This is a genomic window from Chitinophaga sp. CC14 (genome assembly GCF_048957795.1).
Classification (GTDB): domain Bacteria; phylum Bacteroidota; class Bacteroidia; order Chitinophagales; family Chitinophagaceae; genus Chitinophaga; species Chitinophaga ginsengisegetis.
The window spans coordinates 111,831-128,543 of record NZ_JARBFY010000003.1 but is presented as its reverse complement, the minus strand read 5'-3'; the positions used below and the strand labels follow the sequence as shown (position 1 = coordinate 128,543).

The 16,713-nt window shown below is 46.7% G+C and carries 16 protein-coding genes; 9 read left to right on the top strand and 7 right to left on the bottom strand.

Features of this window, described 5'->3' with window-relative positions; all coding sequences use genetic code 11:
• Positions 1-191: 191 nt before the first annotated feature.
• Positions 192-2,099, bottom strand: a complete 1,908-nt coding sequence (gene dnaK, locus PV783_RS10480) for a molecular chaperone DnaK (RefSeq protein WP_079468791.1) — start codon at positions 2,097-2,099, stop codon at positions 192-194.
• 268 nt (positions 2,100-2,367) lie between these two features.
• Here dnaK and PV783_RS10475 point away from each other — a divergent pair, with 268 nt between their 5' ends.
• The 4 genes from PV783_RS10475 to argS all read left to right on the top strand — a co-directional run bounded on the left by PV783_RS10475 (position 2,368) and on the right by argS (position 6,975).
• Positions 2,368-3,732 carry an OmpA family protein gene (locus tag PV783_RS10475; RefSeq protein ID WP_420987932.1) on the top strand — a complete coding sequence of 455 codons (1,365 nt, stop codon included), beginning with the start codon at positions 2,368-2,370 and terminating at the stop codon, positions 3,730-3,732.
• A gap of 65 nt (positions 3,733-3,797) precedes the next feature.
• On the top strand, positions 3,798-4,283 hold the full coding sequence (locus PV783_RS10470; protein WP_420987931.1) for a GNAT family N-acetyltransferase: 486 nt from the start codon (positions 3,798-3,800) through the stop codon (positions 4,281-4,283).
• Between the two features lie 81 nt (positions 4,284-4,364).
• Positions 4,365-4,940, top strand: coding sequence for a porin family protein (locus PV783_RS10465; protein WP_420987930.1), 576 nt, complete (start codon positions 4,365-4,367; stop codon positions 4,938-4,940).
• A gap of 106 nt (positions 4,941-5,046) precedes the next feature.
• Positions 5,047-6,975, top strand: a complete 1,929-nt coding sequence (gene argS, locus PV783_RS10460; protein ID WP_420987929.1) for an arginine--tRNA ligase — start codon at positions 5,047-5,049, stop codon at positions 6,973-6,975.
• A gap of 186 nt (positions 6,976-7,161) precedes the next feature.
• Here the strand turns inward: argS and PV783_RS10455 are convergent, their stop codons facing one another.
• The 3 genes from PV783_RS10455 to lepB all read right to left on the bottom strand — a co-directional run bounded on the left by PV783_RS10455 (position 7,162) and on the right by lepB (position 9,420).
• Complete coding sequence (locus PV783_RS10455) at positions 7,162-7,545, bottom strand: hypothetical protein (RefSeq protein ID WP_079468796.1); 384 nt, start codon at positions 7,543-7,545, stop codon at positions 7,162-7,164.
• Between the two features lie 77 nt (positions 7,546-7,622).
• Positions 7,623-8,111 (bottom strand): cytidine deaminase, encoded by a 489-nt coding sequence (locus PV783_RS10450; RefSeq protein ID WP_079468797.1) that lies wholly within the window; start codon positions 8,109-8,111, stop codon positions 7,623-7,625.
• Between the two features lie 109 nt (positions 8,112-8,220).
• Positions 8,221-9,420: a signal peptidase I gene (lepB, locus tag PV783_RS10445; RefSeq protein ID WP_079468798.1), complete on the bottom strand. Its 1,200-nt coding sequence runs from the start codon at positions 9,418-9,420 to the stop codon at positions 8,221-8,223.
• Positions 9,421-9,575: 155 nt separating this feature from the next.
• Between lepB and PV783_RS10440 the strand changes: the two genes are divergently transcribed.
• Positions 9,576-10,466 (top strand): MerR family transcriptional regulator, encoded by an 891-nt coding sequence (locus tag PV783_RS10440; protein WP_420987928.1) that lies wholly within the window; start codon positions 9,576-9,578, stop codon positions 10,464-10,466.
• A 7-nt stretch (positions 10,467-10,473) separates the two neighbouring features.
• Here PV783_RS10440 and PV783_RS10435 read toward each other — a convergent pair whose 3' ends face one another.
• Complete coding sequence (locus PV783_RS10435; protein WP_420987927.1) at positions 10,474-11,121, bottom strand: alpha/beta fold hydrolase; 648 nt, start codon at positions 11,119-11,121, stop codon at positions 10,474-10,476.
• 12 nt (positions 11,122-11,133) lie between these two features.
• Positions 11,134-12,318 (bottom strand): sigma-54-dependent transcriptional regulator, encoded by a 1,185-nt coding sequence (locus PV783_RS10430; RefSeq protein ID WP_079468801.1) that lies wholly within the window; start codon positions 12,316-12,318, stop codon positions 11,134-11,136.
• A gap of 102 nt (positions 12,319-12,420) precedes the next feature.
• On the opposite strand from PV783_RS10430, the gene PV783_RS10425 reads away from it, so the two are divergent.
• The 3 genes from PV783_RS10425 (at position 12,421) to cysM (ending at position 14,756) form a co-directional block, all read left to right on the top strand.
• Positions 12,421-12,969 carry a GrpB family protein gene (locus tag PV783_RS10425; RefSeq protein ID WP_420987926.1) on the top strand — a complete coding sequence of 183 codons (549 nt, stop codon included), beginning with the start codon at positions 12,421-12,423 and terminating at the stop codon, positions 12,967-12,969.
• 88 nt (positions 12,970-13,057) lie between these two features.
• On the top strand, positions 13,058-13,870 hold the full coding sequence (locus tag PV783_RS10420; protein ID WP_079468803.1) for a serine O-acetyltransferase: 813 nt from the start codon (positions 13,058-13,060) through the stop codon (positions 13,868-13,870).
• A 4-nt stretch (positions 13,871-13,874) separates the two neighbouring features.
• Complete coding sequence (gene cysM, locus PV783_RS10415; RefSeq protein WP_079468804.1) at positions 13,875-14,756, top strand: cysteine synthase CysM; 882 nt, start codon at positions 13,875-13,877, stop codon at positions 14,754-14,756.
• A 77-nt stretch (positions 14,757-14,833) separates the two neighbouring features.
• Here the strand turns inward: cysM and PV783_RS10410 are convergent, their stop codons facing one another.
• Positions 14,834-15,859 (bottom strand): pyruvate dehydrogenase complex E1 component subunit beta, encoded by a 1,026-nt coding sequence (locus PV783_RS10410; protein WP_262488110.1) that lies wholly within the window; start codon positions 15,857-15,859, stop codon positions 14,834-14,836.
• 156 nt (positions 15,860-16,015) lie between these two features.
• Between PV783_RS10410 and PV783_RS10405 the strand changes: the two genes are divergently transcribed.
• Positions 16,016-16,624: a hypothetical protein gene (locus tag PV783_RS10405; RefSeq protein WP_079468806.1), complete on the top strand. Its 609-nt coding sequence runs from the start codon at positions 16,016-16,018 to the stop codon at positions 16,622-16,624.
• The last annotated feature ends 89 nt before the right edge of the window (positions 16,625-16,713 follow it).

Here is a 16,713-nt window from a genome sequence, read left to right as displayed (position 1 = left end):
CGGATTTTGTCTTTCTCCGGATTAGACTGATTATGCTGATTCAGGGATTTGATCACAGTGATTTAAAAAGATTAGGGGAGACATAAGCGATTATATTCGCCTATATCTCCCCTAGATCATTTATAATCTAAAAAGTAAAATCAAAGAAATCAGCATAATCAGTCTAATCCGGAGAAAGACAACATATGCGCTTATTTTACTTCTTCGAATTCTGCGTCGGTAACGCCATCGTTGCCACCACCCTGAGGTTGGCCCTGTTGCTGACCGCCGTTAGGCTGGCCACCTTCCGGTTGACCCTGAGAGGCTTTGTACAGCTCTTCAGAAGCAGCAGTCCACGCAGCTTCCAGTTCTGCGGTAGCAGTATCCAGTTGTGCGCTATCCTGTGATTTGTGTGCTTCTCTCAGCTTTTCAAGTGCCGCTTCGATAGTTGCTTTCTTATCAGCAGGCAGTTTGTCGCCGTATTCTTTCACCTGTTTTTCGGTTTGGAATATCAGGCTGTCTGCTTTATTCAGCTTTTCGATCTTTTCACGTTGTTCCCTATCTGATGATTCGTTGGCTTTTGCTTCAGCTTTCATCTTTTCGATTTCTTCCTTGCTCAAACCGCTACCAGCTTCAATCTTGATGTTCTGTGTTTTTCCGGTGCCTTTATCCTTTGCAGTTACGTGCAGGATACCGTTGGCATCGATATCGAAAGTTACTTCGATCTGTGGAACGCCACGCGGAGCAGGAGGAATATCACCTAAGATAAAGCGGCCCAGGGTTCTGTTCTGGTTAGCCATTGGCCTTTCACCCTGCAGTACATTGATTTCCACGCTAGGCTGGCTATCGGCTGCAGTAGAGAAGGTTTCAGATTTCTTGGTAGGGATAGTGGTATTGGATTCGATCAGTTTGGTCATTACACCACCCATTGTTTCGATACCCAGTGACAGCGGAGTAACGTCCAGTAACAGTACGTCTTTCACTTCACCTGTCAGTACACCACCCTGGATTGCAGCACCTACGGCTACTACTTCATCCGGGTTTACACCTTTATTAGGTTTCTTACCGAAGAATTTTTCTACTACTTCCTGGATCTTAGGAATACGGGTAGAACCACCTACCAGTATAATTTCGTCGATTTCAGAAGTGTTCATACCGGCATCTTTCAGTGCTTTGCGGCAAGGTTCCAGTGTTCTTTCCACCAGGCTGTCGCTCAGTTGCTCAAATTTAGCGCGGGTTAATTTTTTCACTAAGTGTTTGGGAACACCATCCACTGCGGTGATATAAGGAAGATTGATTTCAGTTTCCTGAGAAGAAGATAATTCGATCTTTGCTTTTTCAGCAGCTTCTTTTAAACGCTGCCATGACATTGGATCTTTGTGTAAATCTACTGCTTCATCTTTTTTGAATTCGTCTGCCAGCCAATCCATGATCACTTTATCGAAGTCGTCACCACCCAGGTGAGTATCACCATTGGTAGATTTTACTTCAAATACGCCATCACCTAATTCCAGGATAGAGATATCGAAGGTACCACCACCGAGGTCAAATACAGCGATTTTGCTGTCGTGGTGTTTTTTGTCCATACCATAAGCCAGTGCCGCAGCAGTAGGCTCATTGATAATACGGCGAACAGTTAAACCGGCAATTTCACCGGCTTCTTTGGTAGCCTGACGTTGTGCGTCATTAAAGTAGGCAGGTACAGTGATTACTGCTTCTGTTACTTCCTGGCCCAGGTAGTCTTCGGCCGTTTTCTTCATTTTCTGCAGGATCATTGCTGAAATTTCCTGCGGAGTATATAATCTGCCGTCTATATCGATTCTTGTGGTATTGTTGTCCCCTTTTACCACTTTATATGTAACGTGGCTCACTTCACTGGCAACTTCGTCAAAATGACGGCCCATGAAACGCTTCACTGACATAATAGTGTTTACGGGGTTGGTAATAGCCTGACGCTTTGCGGGGTCACCTACTTTCCTTTCTCCGTTCTTTAAAAAAGCCACTACAGATGGGGTTGTTCTCCTGCCCTCATCATTGGCAATCACTACCGGTTCGTTACCTTCCATTACGGCAACGCATGAATTGGTAGTTCCTAAGTCAATGCCTATTATTTTTCCCATAGTATTAAAGATTATCCTTTAGTTGTAAGTATTTTCGTGTTTGTCGTTGGTTTGTCAATGATTATGCCAAGCAAAAAAATATGAAATTATGTCAGTCAGGTACCCTATATTTGATCATAGATCGCAGTTAGCCTGTTGGTAAACACACCTGATTACTAATAACTGTATCGTTTAATTTGTTCATAACCTCGCCTTCCTTTAAGCTATTTTATTCCTGATCCTTTGTTTTAATAATTGTACAAATTGTGTAACCTAACCGTTATTTCTTATGAACACATCCATTTTATGGAGGGCTGCGTGCTTGTTGTTAGCAACCACCCCAATGATGAGCCAGGCTCAGGATCAACCTTCTGCCACTTCCGCGGCTGTACCCACAGCGAAATTATTCAGTGGCCCCAGTGACTATAAAACATGGTCAATCGGCGTAAACGGCGGCGTATTGGCGCCAGTTGCTGCCACCGGTGGCAGTAACGACTTTACCAAGTGGAAAGGGTCTGCCGGTTACGGCGCCTATGTGAAGTACCAGATCCTGCATTTCTTTGCCCTCCGGGCCGATTATGTAGGCGGTAAACTCCAGGCCGATAACAGCAAGGAACTAGGCAATGGCTCCCTTCCTGTCAGACCATATAAATCCTACGAAACCAAACTAAACTGGTCAGGAACTTTAAACGCCGTATTTAATATCACCACGGTCAACTGGTTATTCCGGGAGAACTTTGTTCAGCTGTATGCCTCTGTGGGCGGCGGATTGGCCGGATATAAACCAACCGTAACCAGGAATGATAACACCAGCTTTCCTTATAAAGCAGAAGATAAAGCCATCAAGGAGCTGATTATTCCTGTAGGCGCTGGGCTCAAATTCAAACTGTCAGAAGCTGTTAACCTGGACCTGGGCTATACCATGTATTACACCGACGGTGATAACCTCGACGGTTACAACTACGGTCCCAATAAGGATAAGTACTCCTATGGCTACGCAGGACTGGAGTTCGCCCTGGGAAAGAAAGGCAAAAAACAGCTGCAGTGGTCCAATCCGGCCAAAGTGATGTACGACGAGCTGGAAGCCCAGAAAACCACCCTCGCAGCCTCACTGGATGCTGCCAATCAGAACAATGCCAGGTTGACGGCTGATGTGGATAAACTGACAAAAGACAGTGACGGAGACGGCGTTTCCGACTTCTTCGATAAATGCCCGGGCACACCTGCCAATACCAAAGTAGACGGCTCCGGCTGTCCGCTGCCGGTACCGGAAGTAGTGAAAGAAGAAAAAATAGTGATTACAGAAGAAGATAACCGTCTTGTAAGAGAAGCCATTCAGAACCTGGAGTTTGAATTTGCGAAGGCCAGTATCAAACCCAGCTCCTATCCGGCTCTCGACAGGGTGGCGGAACTGCTGAAACGCAAAAACCTTAACCTCAAGCTGGCCGGCCATACCGACAATGTAGGCAGCAAATCACGGAACCTCGCCCTGTCAAAGGAAAGAGCGGAATCCGTTAAAGCTTATTTTGTGGGAAAAGGCGTGAACGCTTCTAAAATTGAAGCCGTAGGTTATGGCATGACACAACCTATTGCCTCCAATAAAACAGCGGCAGGCAGACAGAAAAACAGAAGAGTAGAGTTTACAATATTCTAACAGGCTGACTATAAGATGATAGGGATTTTTTGATGTAAAAATCAAAAAATCCCTATTTTCATTTTATGGAACCATACATCATCAGAACAATAGCACCAGCAGACGATCTGGCAATTGCCCACATAGTAAAAACCACGTTGACAGAATTCGGCATGAACAAGGCCGGTACTGCGTTTTCAGACCCTACCACCGACCACCTTTCCCAACTGTTTGATATTCCCCGTGCAGTTTATTACGTAGCAGTGGCAAACAATGAAATAATCGGCGGGGCCGGCATCCACCCACTGGATGGCGGTGAAGCGCACGTATGCGAACTACAGAAAATGTACCTCCTCCCCGAAGCCCGCGGAAAAGGACTGGCAGGCAAGCTAATCACCTTATGCCTAGACTACGCTAAACAAAACGGCTACACGCAATGCTACCTGGAAACTGCCCCCGAATTGGCCAGGGCCAGAAAAGTATATGAACAGTTCGGATTCCGGTACCTGACAGGTCCGATGGGTAATACCGGCCATTTTGGCTGTGACAGCTGGATGCTGAAGGATTTGTAGTTTTCCTCAACAGGTGGATTTCTATTCCTCTTCGTAAACCGGCACACTTCTTGCCAACTGGGGCTTACAAAATAACATATCATGAAAAAACTTATTCTGTCTGGTGTATTAGCCATTGGAACTATGCTGGCAGTACAAGCACAAAATGTAAAGTTCGGTGTTAAAGGTGGTTTGAATATCTCCAAACTAACCGATACCGACGGCTCCAAAACCCTCGCAGGCTTTCACGCAGGAGGTCTTGTTAACATCGGGCTGGATAAAAGCTGGGCTATCCAGCCGGAAGTATTGTATTCTACCCAGGGCACCAAAGCAGAAAGAAGTGTATTATGGTTAACCACTTCCAACACCGTAAAGGTTAACTATATTAATGTACCCGTAATGGTGCAGTATTCCATTGTGCCTGAATTTTACCTGGAAGCAGGTCCGCAGGTAGGCTTTCTCACAGCAGCCAAGGTTAAATCCGGCGACGTAACGGTAGATATCAAAGATGATATGCAATCCGTAGACTTTGGACTGGGCTTCGGCTTTGGTTATAAGTTCGATATGGGCCTCGGTGTTAGCGGCCGGTATAATTTTGGACTTACCAATGTGTATGATTCCGACAAAGTGGACAGCAAAAACTCCGTAGCACAGATCGGTGTGTTTTACACTTTTTAATGCAGGAATAAAATATTCCGGATAAGCGAAGGTTGTCTGATAAAGACAACCTTCGCTGCTTTCGGCTAATTAACTATCTTTGCCCCTCGCATTAATCATTTTCAGCATGAGTGTTGTACAATCCATCAGAACGGCCGCCGTGGCCGCCATTAATTCACTTTACGATCAGCAGTTAACAGCAGCAGATATTGCTATTAATACCACCAAGCCTGAATTCGAAGGTGAGTATACCATTGTCGTTTTCTCTTTTACAAAATTCAGCCGGCAGAAACCGGAAGAAACTGCACAACGTATCGGAGAATACCTGACTGCCCACTATCCGGAACTGATTGCGCGATTCAATGTAGTAAAAGGATTCCTGAACCTGAGTATTAACGATACCTACTGGACAAAATTCCTGCAGCAACATTATAGTGACGTAAACATCGGGATACAGCCTGCCAATGGTAAAAGGATCATGGTAGAGTATTCATCTCCCAATACCAACAAACCTTTACACCTCGGTCACCTGCGTAATAATTTCCTGGGATATGCTATCGCTGAAATTATGAAAGCCAATGGCTACGAAGTGATCAAAGCCAACCTGGTAAATGACCGCGGTATACACATCTGCAAATCCATGCTGGCATGGCAAATGTTTGCGCATGGCGATACCCCGCAATCTACCGGTATAAAAGGCGATCACCTGGTGGGCGACTACTACGTGAAGTTTGAATCTGTAGTGAAGGAACAGGCAGAGATTATCATCGACCGCGTACTGGAAAATGACTTCCGTGACTTCGACAGCGCCGAAACTGAAAAACTGGAGAAGCTGGTTACTGCGCTGCATAAGCCGGAAGTAAAAGACGATAAAGAAAAGTCTGCCAAGATCATGGACGACATCAAAGAGATGTCGCGCAATAAAACAGAGATCATGCAGCAGGCGAAGATCATGCTGCAGCAATGGGAAGCCGGCAACCCCGAAGTAAGGGAATTGTGGGCTACTATGAACGGCTGGGTGTATGAAGGCTTTGATCAAACCTACAAACGGCTTGGTATTGATTTCGACCAGATGTACTACGAGAGTGAAACCTACCTGTTAGGTAAAAACCTCGTAGCCGAAGGACTGGAGAAAGGCGTGTTGTTTAAAAAAGAAGATAACTCTGTATGGATAGACCTGACCGCCGACGGCCTGGATCAGAAACTGCTACTCCGCGGAGATGGCACCTCTGTATATATGACCCAGGACATGGGTACGGCGCGTTTGAAATATGAGCAGTACCACATGGACCAGAGTGTATATGTAGTGGCAGATGAGCAGAACTATCACTTCAAAGTACTCCAGCTGATTATGGAGAAACTGGGAGAACCTTCTGCCAAAGGTATCCACCACCTCAGCTATGGCATGGTGGAATTACCGCATGGCCGGATGAAAAGCCGGGAAGGTACCGTAGTGGATGCAGATGATATGATTACAGAAATGGTGAATACTGCCGCCGAAAAAACACAGCAATCCGGCAAAAACCTGGATATGTTTTCCGATGAACAGCTCAACGAACTGTATGATACTGTAGGCATGGGGGCCATGAAATTCTTCCTGCTTCGCGTAGATCCTAAAAAGAAAATGATCTTCAATCCGGAAGAATCAATCGATTTGCATGGATTCACTGCGCCGTTTATCCAGTATGCATACGCGCGTATCAAATCCATCTTACGCGATGCCGGCACAACGGAAGGGCTGGAGGCATACACCTACGCAGGAGAATTGCTGCCGCTGGAAAAGGAACTGATCATCCTGAACGAACAGTTTCCGGGTATACTTGCAGAGTCGTACCGCGAGCTGAGTCCTTCTGTGATTGCCAACTATGCGTTCCAGTTGGCCCAGTTATTCAATTCCTTTTATGCCGAGAAAGTGGAAGGGGTACCTACCTATTCCATCATCCGCGCAACCAGTGAAGAAAAGAAGAAGCTGCGTTTACAGATTATCATGCTCACCGCCCACACTATTGCTCAAAGCATGAAATTACTGGGTATCCGTGTACCGGAAAGAATGTAATAACGATTTAAATTATAAACAGAAAAAGGAAGGCGCAATGCCTTCCTTTTTTGTTTCATTAAAACGCTGCAGCCCTTACGGGTTGCAGCGTTAGCAACTTGCGGCCGCCGTAGCCGAAATTGCCGAAGAAAATACCACAGTAAGCAGCGCAGCGAAAAAGGAGCTTGCCTATCCTTTATGCGCTGTTTAAAGTCCCTCTACACTGTGGCAAATATTTTTATCATGTAGTTCTCCCATTATGATGGCCTCATCGCACAGGCGTTCTCCCTTCTCCTGCTCACCCGCACCCATATACGATTTTCCGAGCATAAACATAGCAAAAGCATTGGTAGGTTGCAAGTGTAAAACTTTTTTCCATTGCACTATTGCCTGTTTAAAAAGTTTCCTTTCGTACAAGTCGTGTGCCAGATGCTGATAACGGTTAACTCTTTTCAGGGTATCCTTAAAAACGTATAGCCCCGGACGGTAGTTCACTTCTTTTTTATCAAAGTAACAGGCTGCCGGTTCACTATACACTGCAGTAAGTAATACAATACAACAGATACTAACTGATAGCTGACAGGGTTTCATAGGTCGCAGCACTTGTGGGGCGCCGGACAAATATATAAAGAATATATTGCAAATGAAAACTTATCTATATGTAGTAATCACAAACCCAGTTCATCCCCGCTAAATGAAAGGGGCAGCAAGTCGTTCGCACGGCTGATCACATATATCTTACCGCTTAATCCCCCCATAATCACCCGGATAGGGCTTTCCTGTTTTCTTTCGTACTCCGACAATGTTTGCCGGCAGATCCCGCAGGGAGAAATAGGATGCGTACTCTCCCCATTGAGATTATTATAACTGATAGCAATGGTATCAATATCAATATTGGGATATACCGACGCAGCAGAAGCCAGCGCCACTCTCTCCGCACATAACCCGATCGGATAAGAAGCGTTTTCCTGGTTGGAACCGGCAATGATTTCACCGTTGGCCAGCCGGATCACTGCCCCCACCTGGAAACGGGAATAAGGCGCATAGGCGTATTCCGTTACTTCCCTTGCTTCCTTCAGCAGCCATGCATCAGCGTCGGAAAGACCGGCAAGATCATCATATACCTCGTATTCGATATGCAGCAATTGTTTCTCCATAACAACAGTTGAAAAGGGTTCTTCGTATAGCCGTTGTCGGGGTAAGACAACGACGGACCGGCATAGTGCCGGTCCGTAATTTACTTTAAATTATATTTCGGGCGGTTGCTTACTTGATATTTCTGAAGATACGGCTCCAGCGGATACCGCCTTCTCCATAACTCATCCAGATCAGCCAGGCTTTACCCACCACGTGATCTTCCGGCACAAAACCCCAGAAACGGGAATCCAGGGAGTTGTTACGGTTATCCCCCATCATCCAGTAATAGTTCATTTTAAAAGTATAGCTATCAGCGGGTTGACCGTTGATGATAAATTTACCGTCTTTTCTTTCCAGTGTATTGCCTTCATATACGCGGATAATGCGGTCGTATAAAGCAATGTTGCTTTCATCCAGCTTAACCGTAACGCCCTTTTTAGGAATATACAACGGACCGAAGTTTTCTTCTGTCCATTTGAAATGGGCAGTATCGTGCGGGAAAACGTTATTGTAATTGAAATCTGTAAAATCAGACTCCTGGTATATTTTAATGTCTTTTACGATCGGCTTAAATTGTTCCAGCGCTGCAACATTGGCCGGTGTGAGGTTGTAAATGAACTTGCTGGCATCGAGCTGGTAGAAGTCAGAACCGGAAGTAGCAATGCCCAGGTCTTCCAGGCGGCTGCTGTTAAGCTGATCGCCGGTAGTTTCCACTACATATTTATGCTGGCTGCCAGGGGGAACCGGTGCTGCCTGTCCGTTTACATATACTGCACCTTTAATGATCCGGATCGTATCGCCGGCTTCGGCCATGCAGCGTTTGATATAGTTTTCCCTTTTATCTACCGGGCGTTGAATGATTTTGTAAGAATTCTGGACCGACTGCCAGCCGAACTGCCGCACCATGCCATAATAGCTGGGATCGGGCGAATCAATGGCCACAGTATCTCCTTCGGGGAAGTTGAATACCACTACATCATACCGCTTGATTGCTGAAAAACCGGGTAAACGTCTGTATTTCCATTTTACCGCCTCTGAATAGGCTTTGGCAGATTTGGTGAAAGGCAGCGTGTGATGCACAAAAGGTACTGCCAGTGGGGTCATTGGGATACGTGGTCCGTAACTGATCTTGCTCACAAACAGGAAGTCGTTCACAAGTAAGGTTTTTTCCATTGAAGGGGTCGGGATCGTATAGGCCTCAAAAATAAAGGTGCGGATAAGCGTGGCTGCTATAATAGCGAAGATCGCAGCGTCTAACCATTCTCTAACCGCAGATTTCTTTTTCTTAGGCTGACTGTCTTTGTTTTTTTTCCAAAATGCCAGGTTCATTCAGTTACGCTTATTAGATGCTTAAAAAGGCAAATATAATATTCTGTTGCTAGCCAGTTGCTATTACTTTACAAAAGTTTTCTTAAAAATAGATTAAAAGATTGTTTATTATAATTTTTAGGTATATGGTGTACCCTACGCCGAATTGCCTAAATTTGACGTTTACTATACCTCCGTTGAATACATTTACGATTAAGGATATTGAGAACTTTACCGGTATAAAGGCGCATACCATCAGGATCTGGGAGCAGCGGTTCCAGTTATTCTCCGCCAGGCGGAAGGATACCAACCACAGGATCTATGACGGGGAGGATCTGAAAACCTTACTGCGTATTGCGTATTTATATCATCACGGGATCAGGATCTCGCGCATAGCTGCTTTGTCGGACGAGGAACAAAATAAACTGTCCTTGCAGCTGGCCGCTGAAGGATCTTCCGCCGGCCTCCAGGTAAATGAGCTGATTGCCGCCACACTCGACTACGATTACTTCCGCTTTGAACGTGTTTTTTACAGCCAGGTACTGCACCTGGGATTTGAACACTGCATTACAAAAATCATTTACCCTTTCCTTGAAAAGATAGGCGTACTATGGCTTACCGGCAACGTGATTCCGGCACAGGAGCACTTCTGCTCCAATATTATCCGTACTAAAATAATGACGGCTATCGACGGCCAGCAGATGAACCAACAGGCTACCGCCCATTACCTGTTATTTCTCCCGGAGGGAGAATTTCATGAAATACCTTTGTTATACGCACAATACCTGCTGAAGAAGAGTGGCAAACTGGTCACCAGTTTTGGCGCCAATGTTCCCCTGGCAGACCTGGAAGCATTTGCCCCGGCCCGTCCGGTGACCCACATCTATACCCATCTGCTTACCAATGTTACGCAACAGGTAATGAACCGCTTTGCTGCCACACTCTCACAGCAGTTCCCGGGCATTAAAATCCTGTTATCGGGGCCACAGTCCTGGCAATTGACCATGCCGCTGCCGGCGAATGTATTTGTAATAAAAAGCCTGGAAGAGCTGCAGGCATTCAGCTGACCATTTCTCAGAGCACTTCTTCGAGGATACGATTAATGGCTTCCGAGCGGTTCAGCACCATAAAATGGCCACCATCGGGGATCAGGTGTGTAGGTTGAAGATATTTAACCGGGAAAGGCATATCGCGTGCACCGTGAATATGCACCACGCCCTCCGGTACCTGCTCGTTTTCCCAATGCAGGATAGCATTTACCGCCCACCGTCTATAAGTGTAATCACGCTTCGCCAGATATTCGTTTACCAGTGTACGTTCTTCCGGTGTTTCAATATTGAGGAATTTCCTGACAATAGCGCTTCGCCGCTGGTACAGCAGGCTGTCGGGCAACTTGTGCAGGCCGAGTTTCTTTACCCAGTTATAGTAGGGAGGTTTTTCCGAGCTTCGTTTAATGCTTGATAGCAGGATATTCTTTTCTACAGGGATGTGCCGGGCTATTTCCAGGCTCATGATACCGCCAAAAGACACGCCTATTAAGGTAACCGTCCCATCAGCCGTAATGTTTTTGGCCATACGTGCCGCATAACGGCTGATGGGTTCATCCGGCAATGGAGGGATCCAATGCAGGTGATGCACCTGGTAGCCGGAGGGAAAACGCAGGTTGTTGAAAATGCGTTCATCCGCTCCCAGCCCACTGATCAGATACAGGTGTTTTTGCATATTGTTAGCCGGTTAAGAGCTTACTTTCCTTTTGTCGCGGCTCGGTACCACGAAATCGTCCACATCTTCCGCAGTGATGGTTTTACCGGAAAGGATCACGAGCCTTTCCACCACGTTCCTCAGCTCACGGATATTACCGGTCCAGTTGTGGTTTTGTAAAGCCTTCATGGCCTCTTTATCTGCTACTTTGCGGGTAATGCCATATTCACTGCAAACGCTGTCCAGGAAGCTGTCTACCAGCAAAGGTACATCATCCCGGCGGTCGTTCAGGGAAGGTACGTGGATCAGGATCACGCTTAAACGGTGATAGAGATCCAGGCGGAAGTTCTTGTTTTCCACTTCCTGCAGCAGATCTTTGTTGGTAGCGGCTACCACCCGTACGTCTACACTTATTTCCTTATCTCCGCCTACGCGGGTGATCTTTCCTTCCTGCAGGGCGCGCAGTACTTTTGCCTGGGCACTGAGACTCATATCGCCAATTTCATCCAGGAAAAGGGTACCGCCGCTGGCCTGTTCAAATTTTCCGATCCGCTGCTTTACAGCAGAGGTAAAGGAACCTTTTTCGTGACCAAACAGTTCACTTTCTATCAGCTCTCCGGGGATGGCGGCGCAGTTCACTTCCACCATCGGGCCGGCGGCGCGGTTACTGCGTTCATGCAGCCACCGGGCTACCAGTTCTTTACCTACCCCGTTATCTCCGGTGATGAGTACCCTGGCATCCGTGGGCGCTACTTTCTCTATCGTTTCTTTAATTTTCAGGATCGGGCTGGACTGACCAATCATTTCCGGTACCTTATTCACCTTGCGGCGCAGGGTTTTGGTTTCGGTAACCAGGGTGGTTTTATCCATTGCATTACGCAGGGTAATGAGTAAGCGGTTCAGATCCGGCGGCTTTGAAATATAATCATAGGCGCCTTTTTTCACCGCATCTACTGCCGTATCAATATTCCCGTGGCCGGAAACCATGATAATAGGAATATCTCCGTTCACCTCACGGGCTTTCTCGAGAAACTCCAGTCCGTCCATTTTAGGCATTTTGATATCGCAAAGAACGGCATCATATGACTTTGCCTGGAACATTTTAAATCCTTCCATACCATCCGCGGCCTCATCTACCTTATAACCTTCATAAGTTAAAATTTCCGTGAGTGTTTTACGAATACTTTTTTCGTCGTCTATTATTAAAATGTTAGCCATAATCAGTTTTATTTTGTACGACCGGCAATACCTGCCTTTTATACAACGGGCAAAAATAAAGATTAATCCCTTAAAATTGCATTATATCAGGGATCATTTAACATGTCAGAAACAATTGAGATATTACCATATAGTCCGCGCTGGCCGGAAGAATTCCTTGAAATAGCCCGGGAGCTGGGCGATGCGGCCGGTGAATACGCGCTGGCTATTGACCACATTGGTTCTACGAGTGTGCCGGGGTTGCCGGCGAAAGATATTATTGACGTACAGCTTACAGTGGCTTCGCTGGAAGCGCCCCTGCAGCCTGCATTGGAGCTGCTGGGCTATCAGCGTAAATTACACCTGAAAGATCACCGCCCACCCGGCAGGGATGACCTGGCGGAGGATGAACTGGAGAAACATTTTTATTTTAAAAAAGACAGAAGAGTAAACCTGCATGTACGGGTAGCCGGGAAGTTTAACCAGCGCTATCCTTTGCTGTGCCGCGATTATCTCCGTGCACATCCGCATGCGGCGCAGGCTTACGGCGTAGTGAAGCAGCAGCTGGCAAAATACTTCCCCAACGATGCAAATGCTTACTACGATATCAAAGATCCTGTATTTGATATACTCATGGAAGGAGCCTATATCTGGGCAGACAAGAAGGCTTGAATATTAGCAGACAGTCTACTACCTTTACAGGATTAATGCGTAATTTCAGTAACTATTAAAGTGCCAATACCTGTAATTCGATCCGCATATGAATGATTTTCTGGAAGAGTTGAAGCGGCGGCATCAGCTGGCAGCGGCGAACGCCTATCCTGCCACGGGTGCAGTAGATGAATTTGTGAGCCACCTGTTAAACTGGTTATTCCCTGAACATACCGGTCAGGTAATTGCTGATCCGGTGGCGCTGGAGCGTTTTGGCCATGAACTGGAAGCTCAGTTGCAGCAATTGCTGCAATCAATGGAAAATCAGCTGCCCGCAGATGCCGCGGGCCTGAGCCGCGACTTTATGAATAAAGTACCGGTGATATATGATGAACTGACAAAAGATGCCTCGGCCATTTACCAGGGCGATCCGGCGGCATCCTGTTTATACGAGGTAATCCGCGCCTATCCCGGGTTTTATGCCATTGCCTTTTACCGCATTGCGCATGCCCTGTACCAGCTGAAGATCCCGGTATTACCCCGGATGATCACAGAACTGGCGCATTCCCGCACAGGAGTGGATATTCATCCGGGCGCCGTAATTGCACCGTGGTGCTGCATAGATCATGGTACCGGCATTGTGATCGGGGAAACCACCGTGATAGGACCACATGTAAAACTGTACCAGGGCGTAACGCTGGGTGCACTGAGCATTGAGAAGAGTATGGCACGCAGCAAGCGCCATCCGACCATTGAGGAGCATGTGGTGATTTACGCCGGCGCCACCATTCTTGGCGGAGATACAGTGATAGGCCATCATAGCGTAATAGGCGGGAATGTGTGGCTGATTAAAAGTGTGGAACCTTTCTCCCGGATCTATTACAAAGCAGAACATAAATTTTCAGATACAAACCAGGACTAGTACAATGGCTTCCATCATAGATCTGATCGGCAATACGCCGATGGTAGAATTAAAGAAGATATCCGTTAACCCGGCCGTTAAAATTTTCGCCAAGCTGGAGGGAAACAATCCTGCCGGCAGCGTAAAAGACAGGGCCGCCTATGGCATGATCAAAGGCGCACTGGACAGGGGCGATATTAAACCGGGCATGAAACTGATAGAAGCTACCAGTGGTAATACCGGTATTGCGCTGGCCATGATTGCCAGTATTTTCGGGCTTGAAATAGAGCTGGTAATGCCTGCAGACGCCACCCGCGAACGGGTGCTCACTATGGAAGTATATGGCGCAAAAGTTACGCTCACGCCAAAGGAGCTGTCGATGGAAGGCTCTATTGACTACGCCAATGCCCAGATGGAGAAAGGCGGCTATTATATGCTCAACCAGTTTGCCAATCCCGATAACTACGGCATGCACTATAAAACTACCGGACCGGAAATCTGGAAAGATACCAACGGGGAAGTGACTCACTTTGTAAGCGCAATGGGCACTACCGGTACTATTATGGGAGTATCCCGCTATTTAAAAGAGCAGAACCCGGCAGTACAGATTGTGGGATGCCAGCCTACAGAAGGTTCAAAAATCCCGGGCATCCGCAAATGGCCGGAGGCTTATCTTCCCAAAATATTTGAAAAACCGAGGGTAGACCGTATTATGGATATTTCAGAAGAAGAAGCGAGGATCATGACCAAAAGACTGGCAAAAGAAGAAGCGGTATTTTGCGGTATGAGCAGCGGCGGCGCTGTGGCAGCGGCAGTGCGGGTATCGAAGGAGTTAAGTAGTGGCGTGATCGTTAGTATCATCTGTGATCGTGGCGACAGGTACCTTTCCAGCGATCTGTTTTCCTGATAAATATTTAAAGAGATAAAAAGAAACGGAGCGAAGAAAATCTTCGCTCCGTTTCTTTTTTATACTTATAGCGGTTGCTATTTCTTCATGTACATCACTTCTTTCACCAGTTTCACGGTACGTTCCACATCCGGCAGGTATTGTTTAACCAGGTTAGGCGCGTAGTGCATAGGTGCATCCTGTGCGGTGATACGGCGGATAGGCGCATCCAGGTAGTCGAAACCTTCTTTCTGGATACGGTAAGTAATTTCGGAAGAAATACTTGCGAATGGCCATTGTTCTTCCACAATTACCAGGCGGTTTGTTTTCTTCACAGATTCCAGGATGGTGAACCAGTCCAGCGGGCGGATGGTACGGAGATCGATTACTTCTGCCTCGATACCTTCTTTTGCCAACTCTTCCGCTGCACCCAACGCTACTTTCATCATTTTGTTGAAAGATACAATGGTTACATCTTTACCGGCACGTTTGATATCTGCTTTACCAATCGGGATGATATATTCTTCTTCAGGAACTTCACCCATATCGCCATACATCAGTTCACTTTCCATGAAAACAACCGGATCGTCGTCGCGGATAGCCGCTTTGAGCAAACCTTTTGCATCATATGGATTGGAAACGGAGATTACTTTCAGGCCCGGGATGTTGGCGTAGTAACTTTCGAATGCAGTAGAGTGTTGTGCACCTAATTGTCCGGCAGAACCGTTTGGTCCGCGGAAAACGATCGGGCAACCCACCTGGCCGCCACTCATTGCCAGCATTTTTGAAGCAGTATTGAGGATCTGATCCAACGCCAGTACAGCGAAGTTCCAGGTCATGAATTCAACCACCGGACGCAGGCCGTTCTGTGCAGCACCTACTCCGATAGCAGCAAATCCAAGTTCAGCAATCGGCGTGTCAATAACACGTTTTGGACCAAACTCATCCAGCATTCCCTGGCTCACTTTATAAGCACCATTGTATTCGGCTACTTCCTCCCCCATAAGGAATACCCGTTCATCACGGCGAAATTCCTCCTGCAGGGCTTCTCTTAAGGCTTGTCTGAAAGCTATCTGACGCATGCTATTCTTAATTGAAAGTTTAAATGCCTTATTGAAAGGCAGGGCAAAAATATTGTTTGTTAGCGAAAAAGCAAAGCAAACACCCGATTAATAATTATTATACCTCCGACAAGCAGTGTGTATAGTATTAATTAAAATAAATACATATATTTATATTTCAAACTTTATTAAGACCTGCCAACAACTTTACCCGCTGTCATGATTACCATCACTATCCTTACCTTATGCTTTTTAGCCGCCCTTTCCTGTAAAATTAAAAAGGCAAAAGCGCCGGAACTACAGGCACTCCTGTGGTACCTGCACCTGATTTTTGGCTGTTTTGCGCTCTTATGCGTATTATTGATGCTGAATGATTACGGCTTCAAAGGCACCCAAACTGAACGGGTGTTCTTTACCCTCTACGCAGGTACCGGCATGCTTATTTACGGCCTCACCAAGCCGGATAACGACGCCCGGTACGCCTACCTGACCGGTTTCTTCGGGTTTCCGTTTGTGCTGCTGCTTGGCCTGCTCCTGCCACCACTGCGTACCCTTACCCTGGTAGCTGCCATCACCCTGCTGTCCGACAGCGAGTTTCACCGCTACAATATCGACGACGACTACGCCCTGCAAACGAAAAGCACCGGCATATTGTCCACCTACCCGGTTTACAGCCTGGTGGAAGACAAATACCTGTTTTTTGAGAAAATAGTACCGGATGTGGTAAAACCGAAGGCAGCACTGCAATCGCTGAAGATGGCAAAACGGGGAAAAGACAGCGTAAGGATACAGGTAAACAGCATAGATACGGTGATTGCTATTTATTGATAGTGTATGGGGAGTGTATTGGAAGTGTATGGTGAGTGTATGGGAACAGTATAGGGAGTGTATGGGGACTGTATGGGGACTGTATAGGA

What these genes read in the sequence shown, in the direction of transcription:
- lepB (WP_079468798.1), bottom strand. Translation starts at nt 9,420, where the DNA reads ATGAACCTGGCATTTTGGAAAAAAAACAAAGACAGTCAGCCTAAGAAA.
- PV783_RS10420 (WP_079468803.1), top strand. Translation starts at nt 13,058, where the DNA reads ATGAATGATTTTCTGGAAGAGTTGAAGCGGCGGCATCAGCTGGCAGCG.
- PV783_RS10475 (WP_420987932.1), top strand. Translation starts at nt 2,368, where the DNA reads ATGAACACATCCATTTTATGGAGGGCTGCGTGCTTGTTGTTAGCAACC.
- PV783_RS10435 (WP_420987927.1), bottom strand. Translation starts at nt 11,121, where the DNA reads ATGCAAAAACACCTGTATCTGATCAGTGGGCTGGGAGCGGATGAACGC.
- cysM (WP_079468804.1), top strand. Translation starts at nt 13,875, where the DNA reads ATGGCTTCCATCATAGATCTGATCGGCAATACGCCGATGGTAGAATTA.
- PV783_RS10465 (WP_420987930.1), top strand. Translation starts at nt 4,365, where the DNA reads ATGAAAAAACTTATTCTGTCTGGTGTATTAGCCATTGGAACTATGCTG.
- dnaK (WP_079468791.1), bottom strand. Translation starts at nt 2,099, where the DNA reads ATGGGAAAAATAATAGGCATTGACTTAGGAACTACCAATTCATGCGTT.
- PV783_RS10455 (WP_079468796.1), bottom strand. Translation starts at nt 7,545, where the DNA reads ATGAAACCCTGTCAGCTATCAGTTAGTATCTGTTGTATTGTATTACTT.
- PV783_RS10470 (WP_420987931.1), top strand. Translation starts at nt 3,798, where the DNA reads ATGGAACCATACATCATCAGAACAATAGCACCAGCAGACGATCTGGCA.
- PV783_RS10430 (WP_079468801.1), bottom strand. Translation starts at nt 12,318, where the DNA reads ATGGCTAACATTTTAATAATAGACGACGAAAAAAGTATTCGTAAAACA.
- PV783_RS10405 (WP_079468806.1), top strand. Translation starts at nt 16,016, where the DNA reads ATGATTACCATCACTATCCTTACCTTATGCTTTTTAGCCGCCCTTTCC.
- PV783_RS10425 (WP_420987926.1), top strand. Translation starts at nt 12,421, where the DNA reads ATGTCAGAAACAATTGAGATATTACCATATAGTCCGCGCTGGCCGGAA.
- PV783_RS10450 (WP_079468797.1), bottom strand. Translation starts at nt 8,111, where the DNA reads ATGGAGAAACAATTGCTGCATATCGAATACGAGGTATATGATGATCTT.
- argS (WP_420987929.1), top strand. Translation starts at nt 5,047, where the DNA reads ATGAGTGTTGTACAATCCATCAGAACGGCCGCCGTGGCCGCCATTAAT.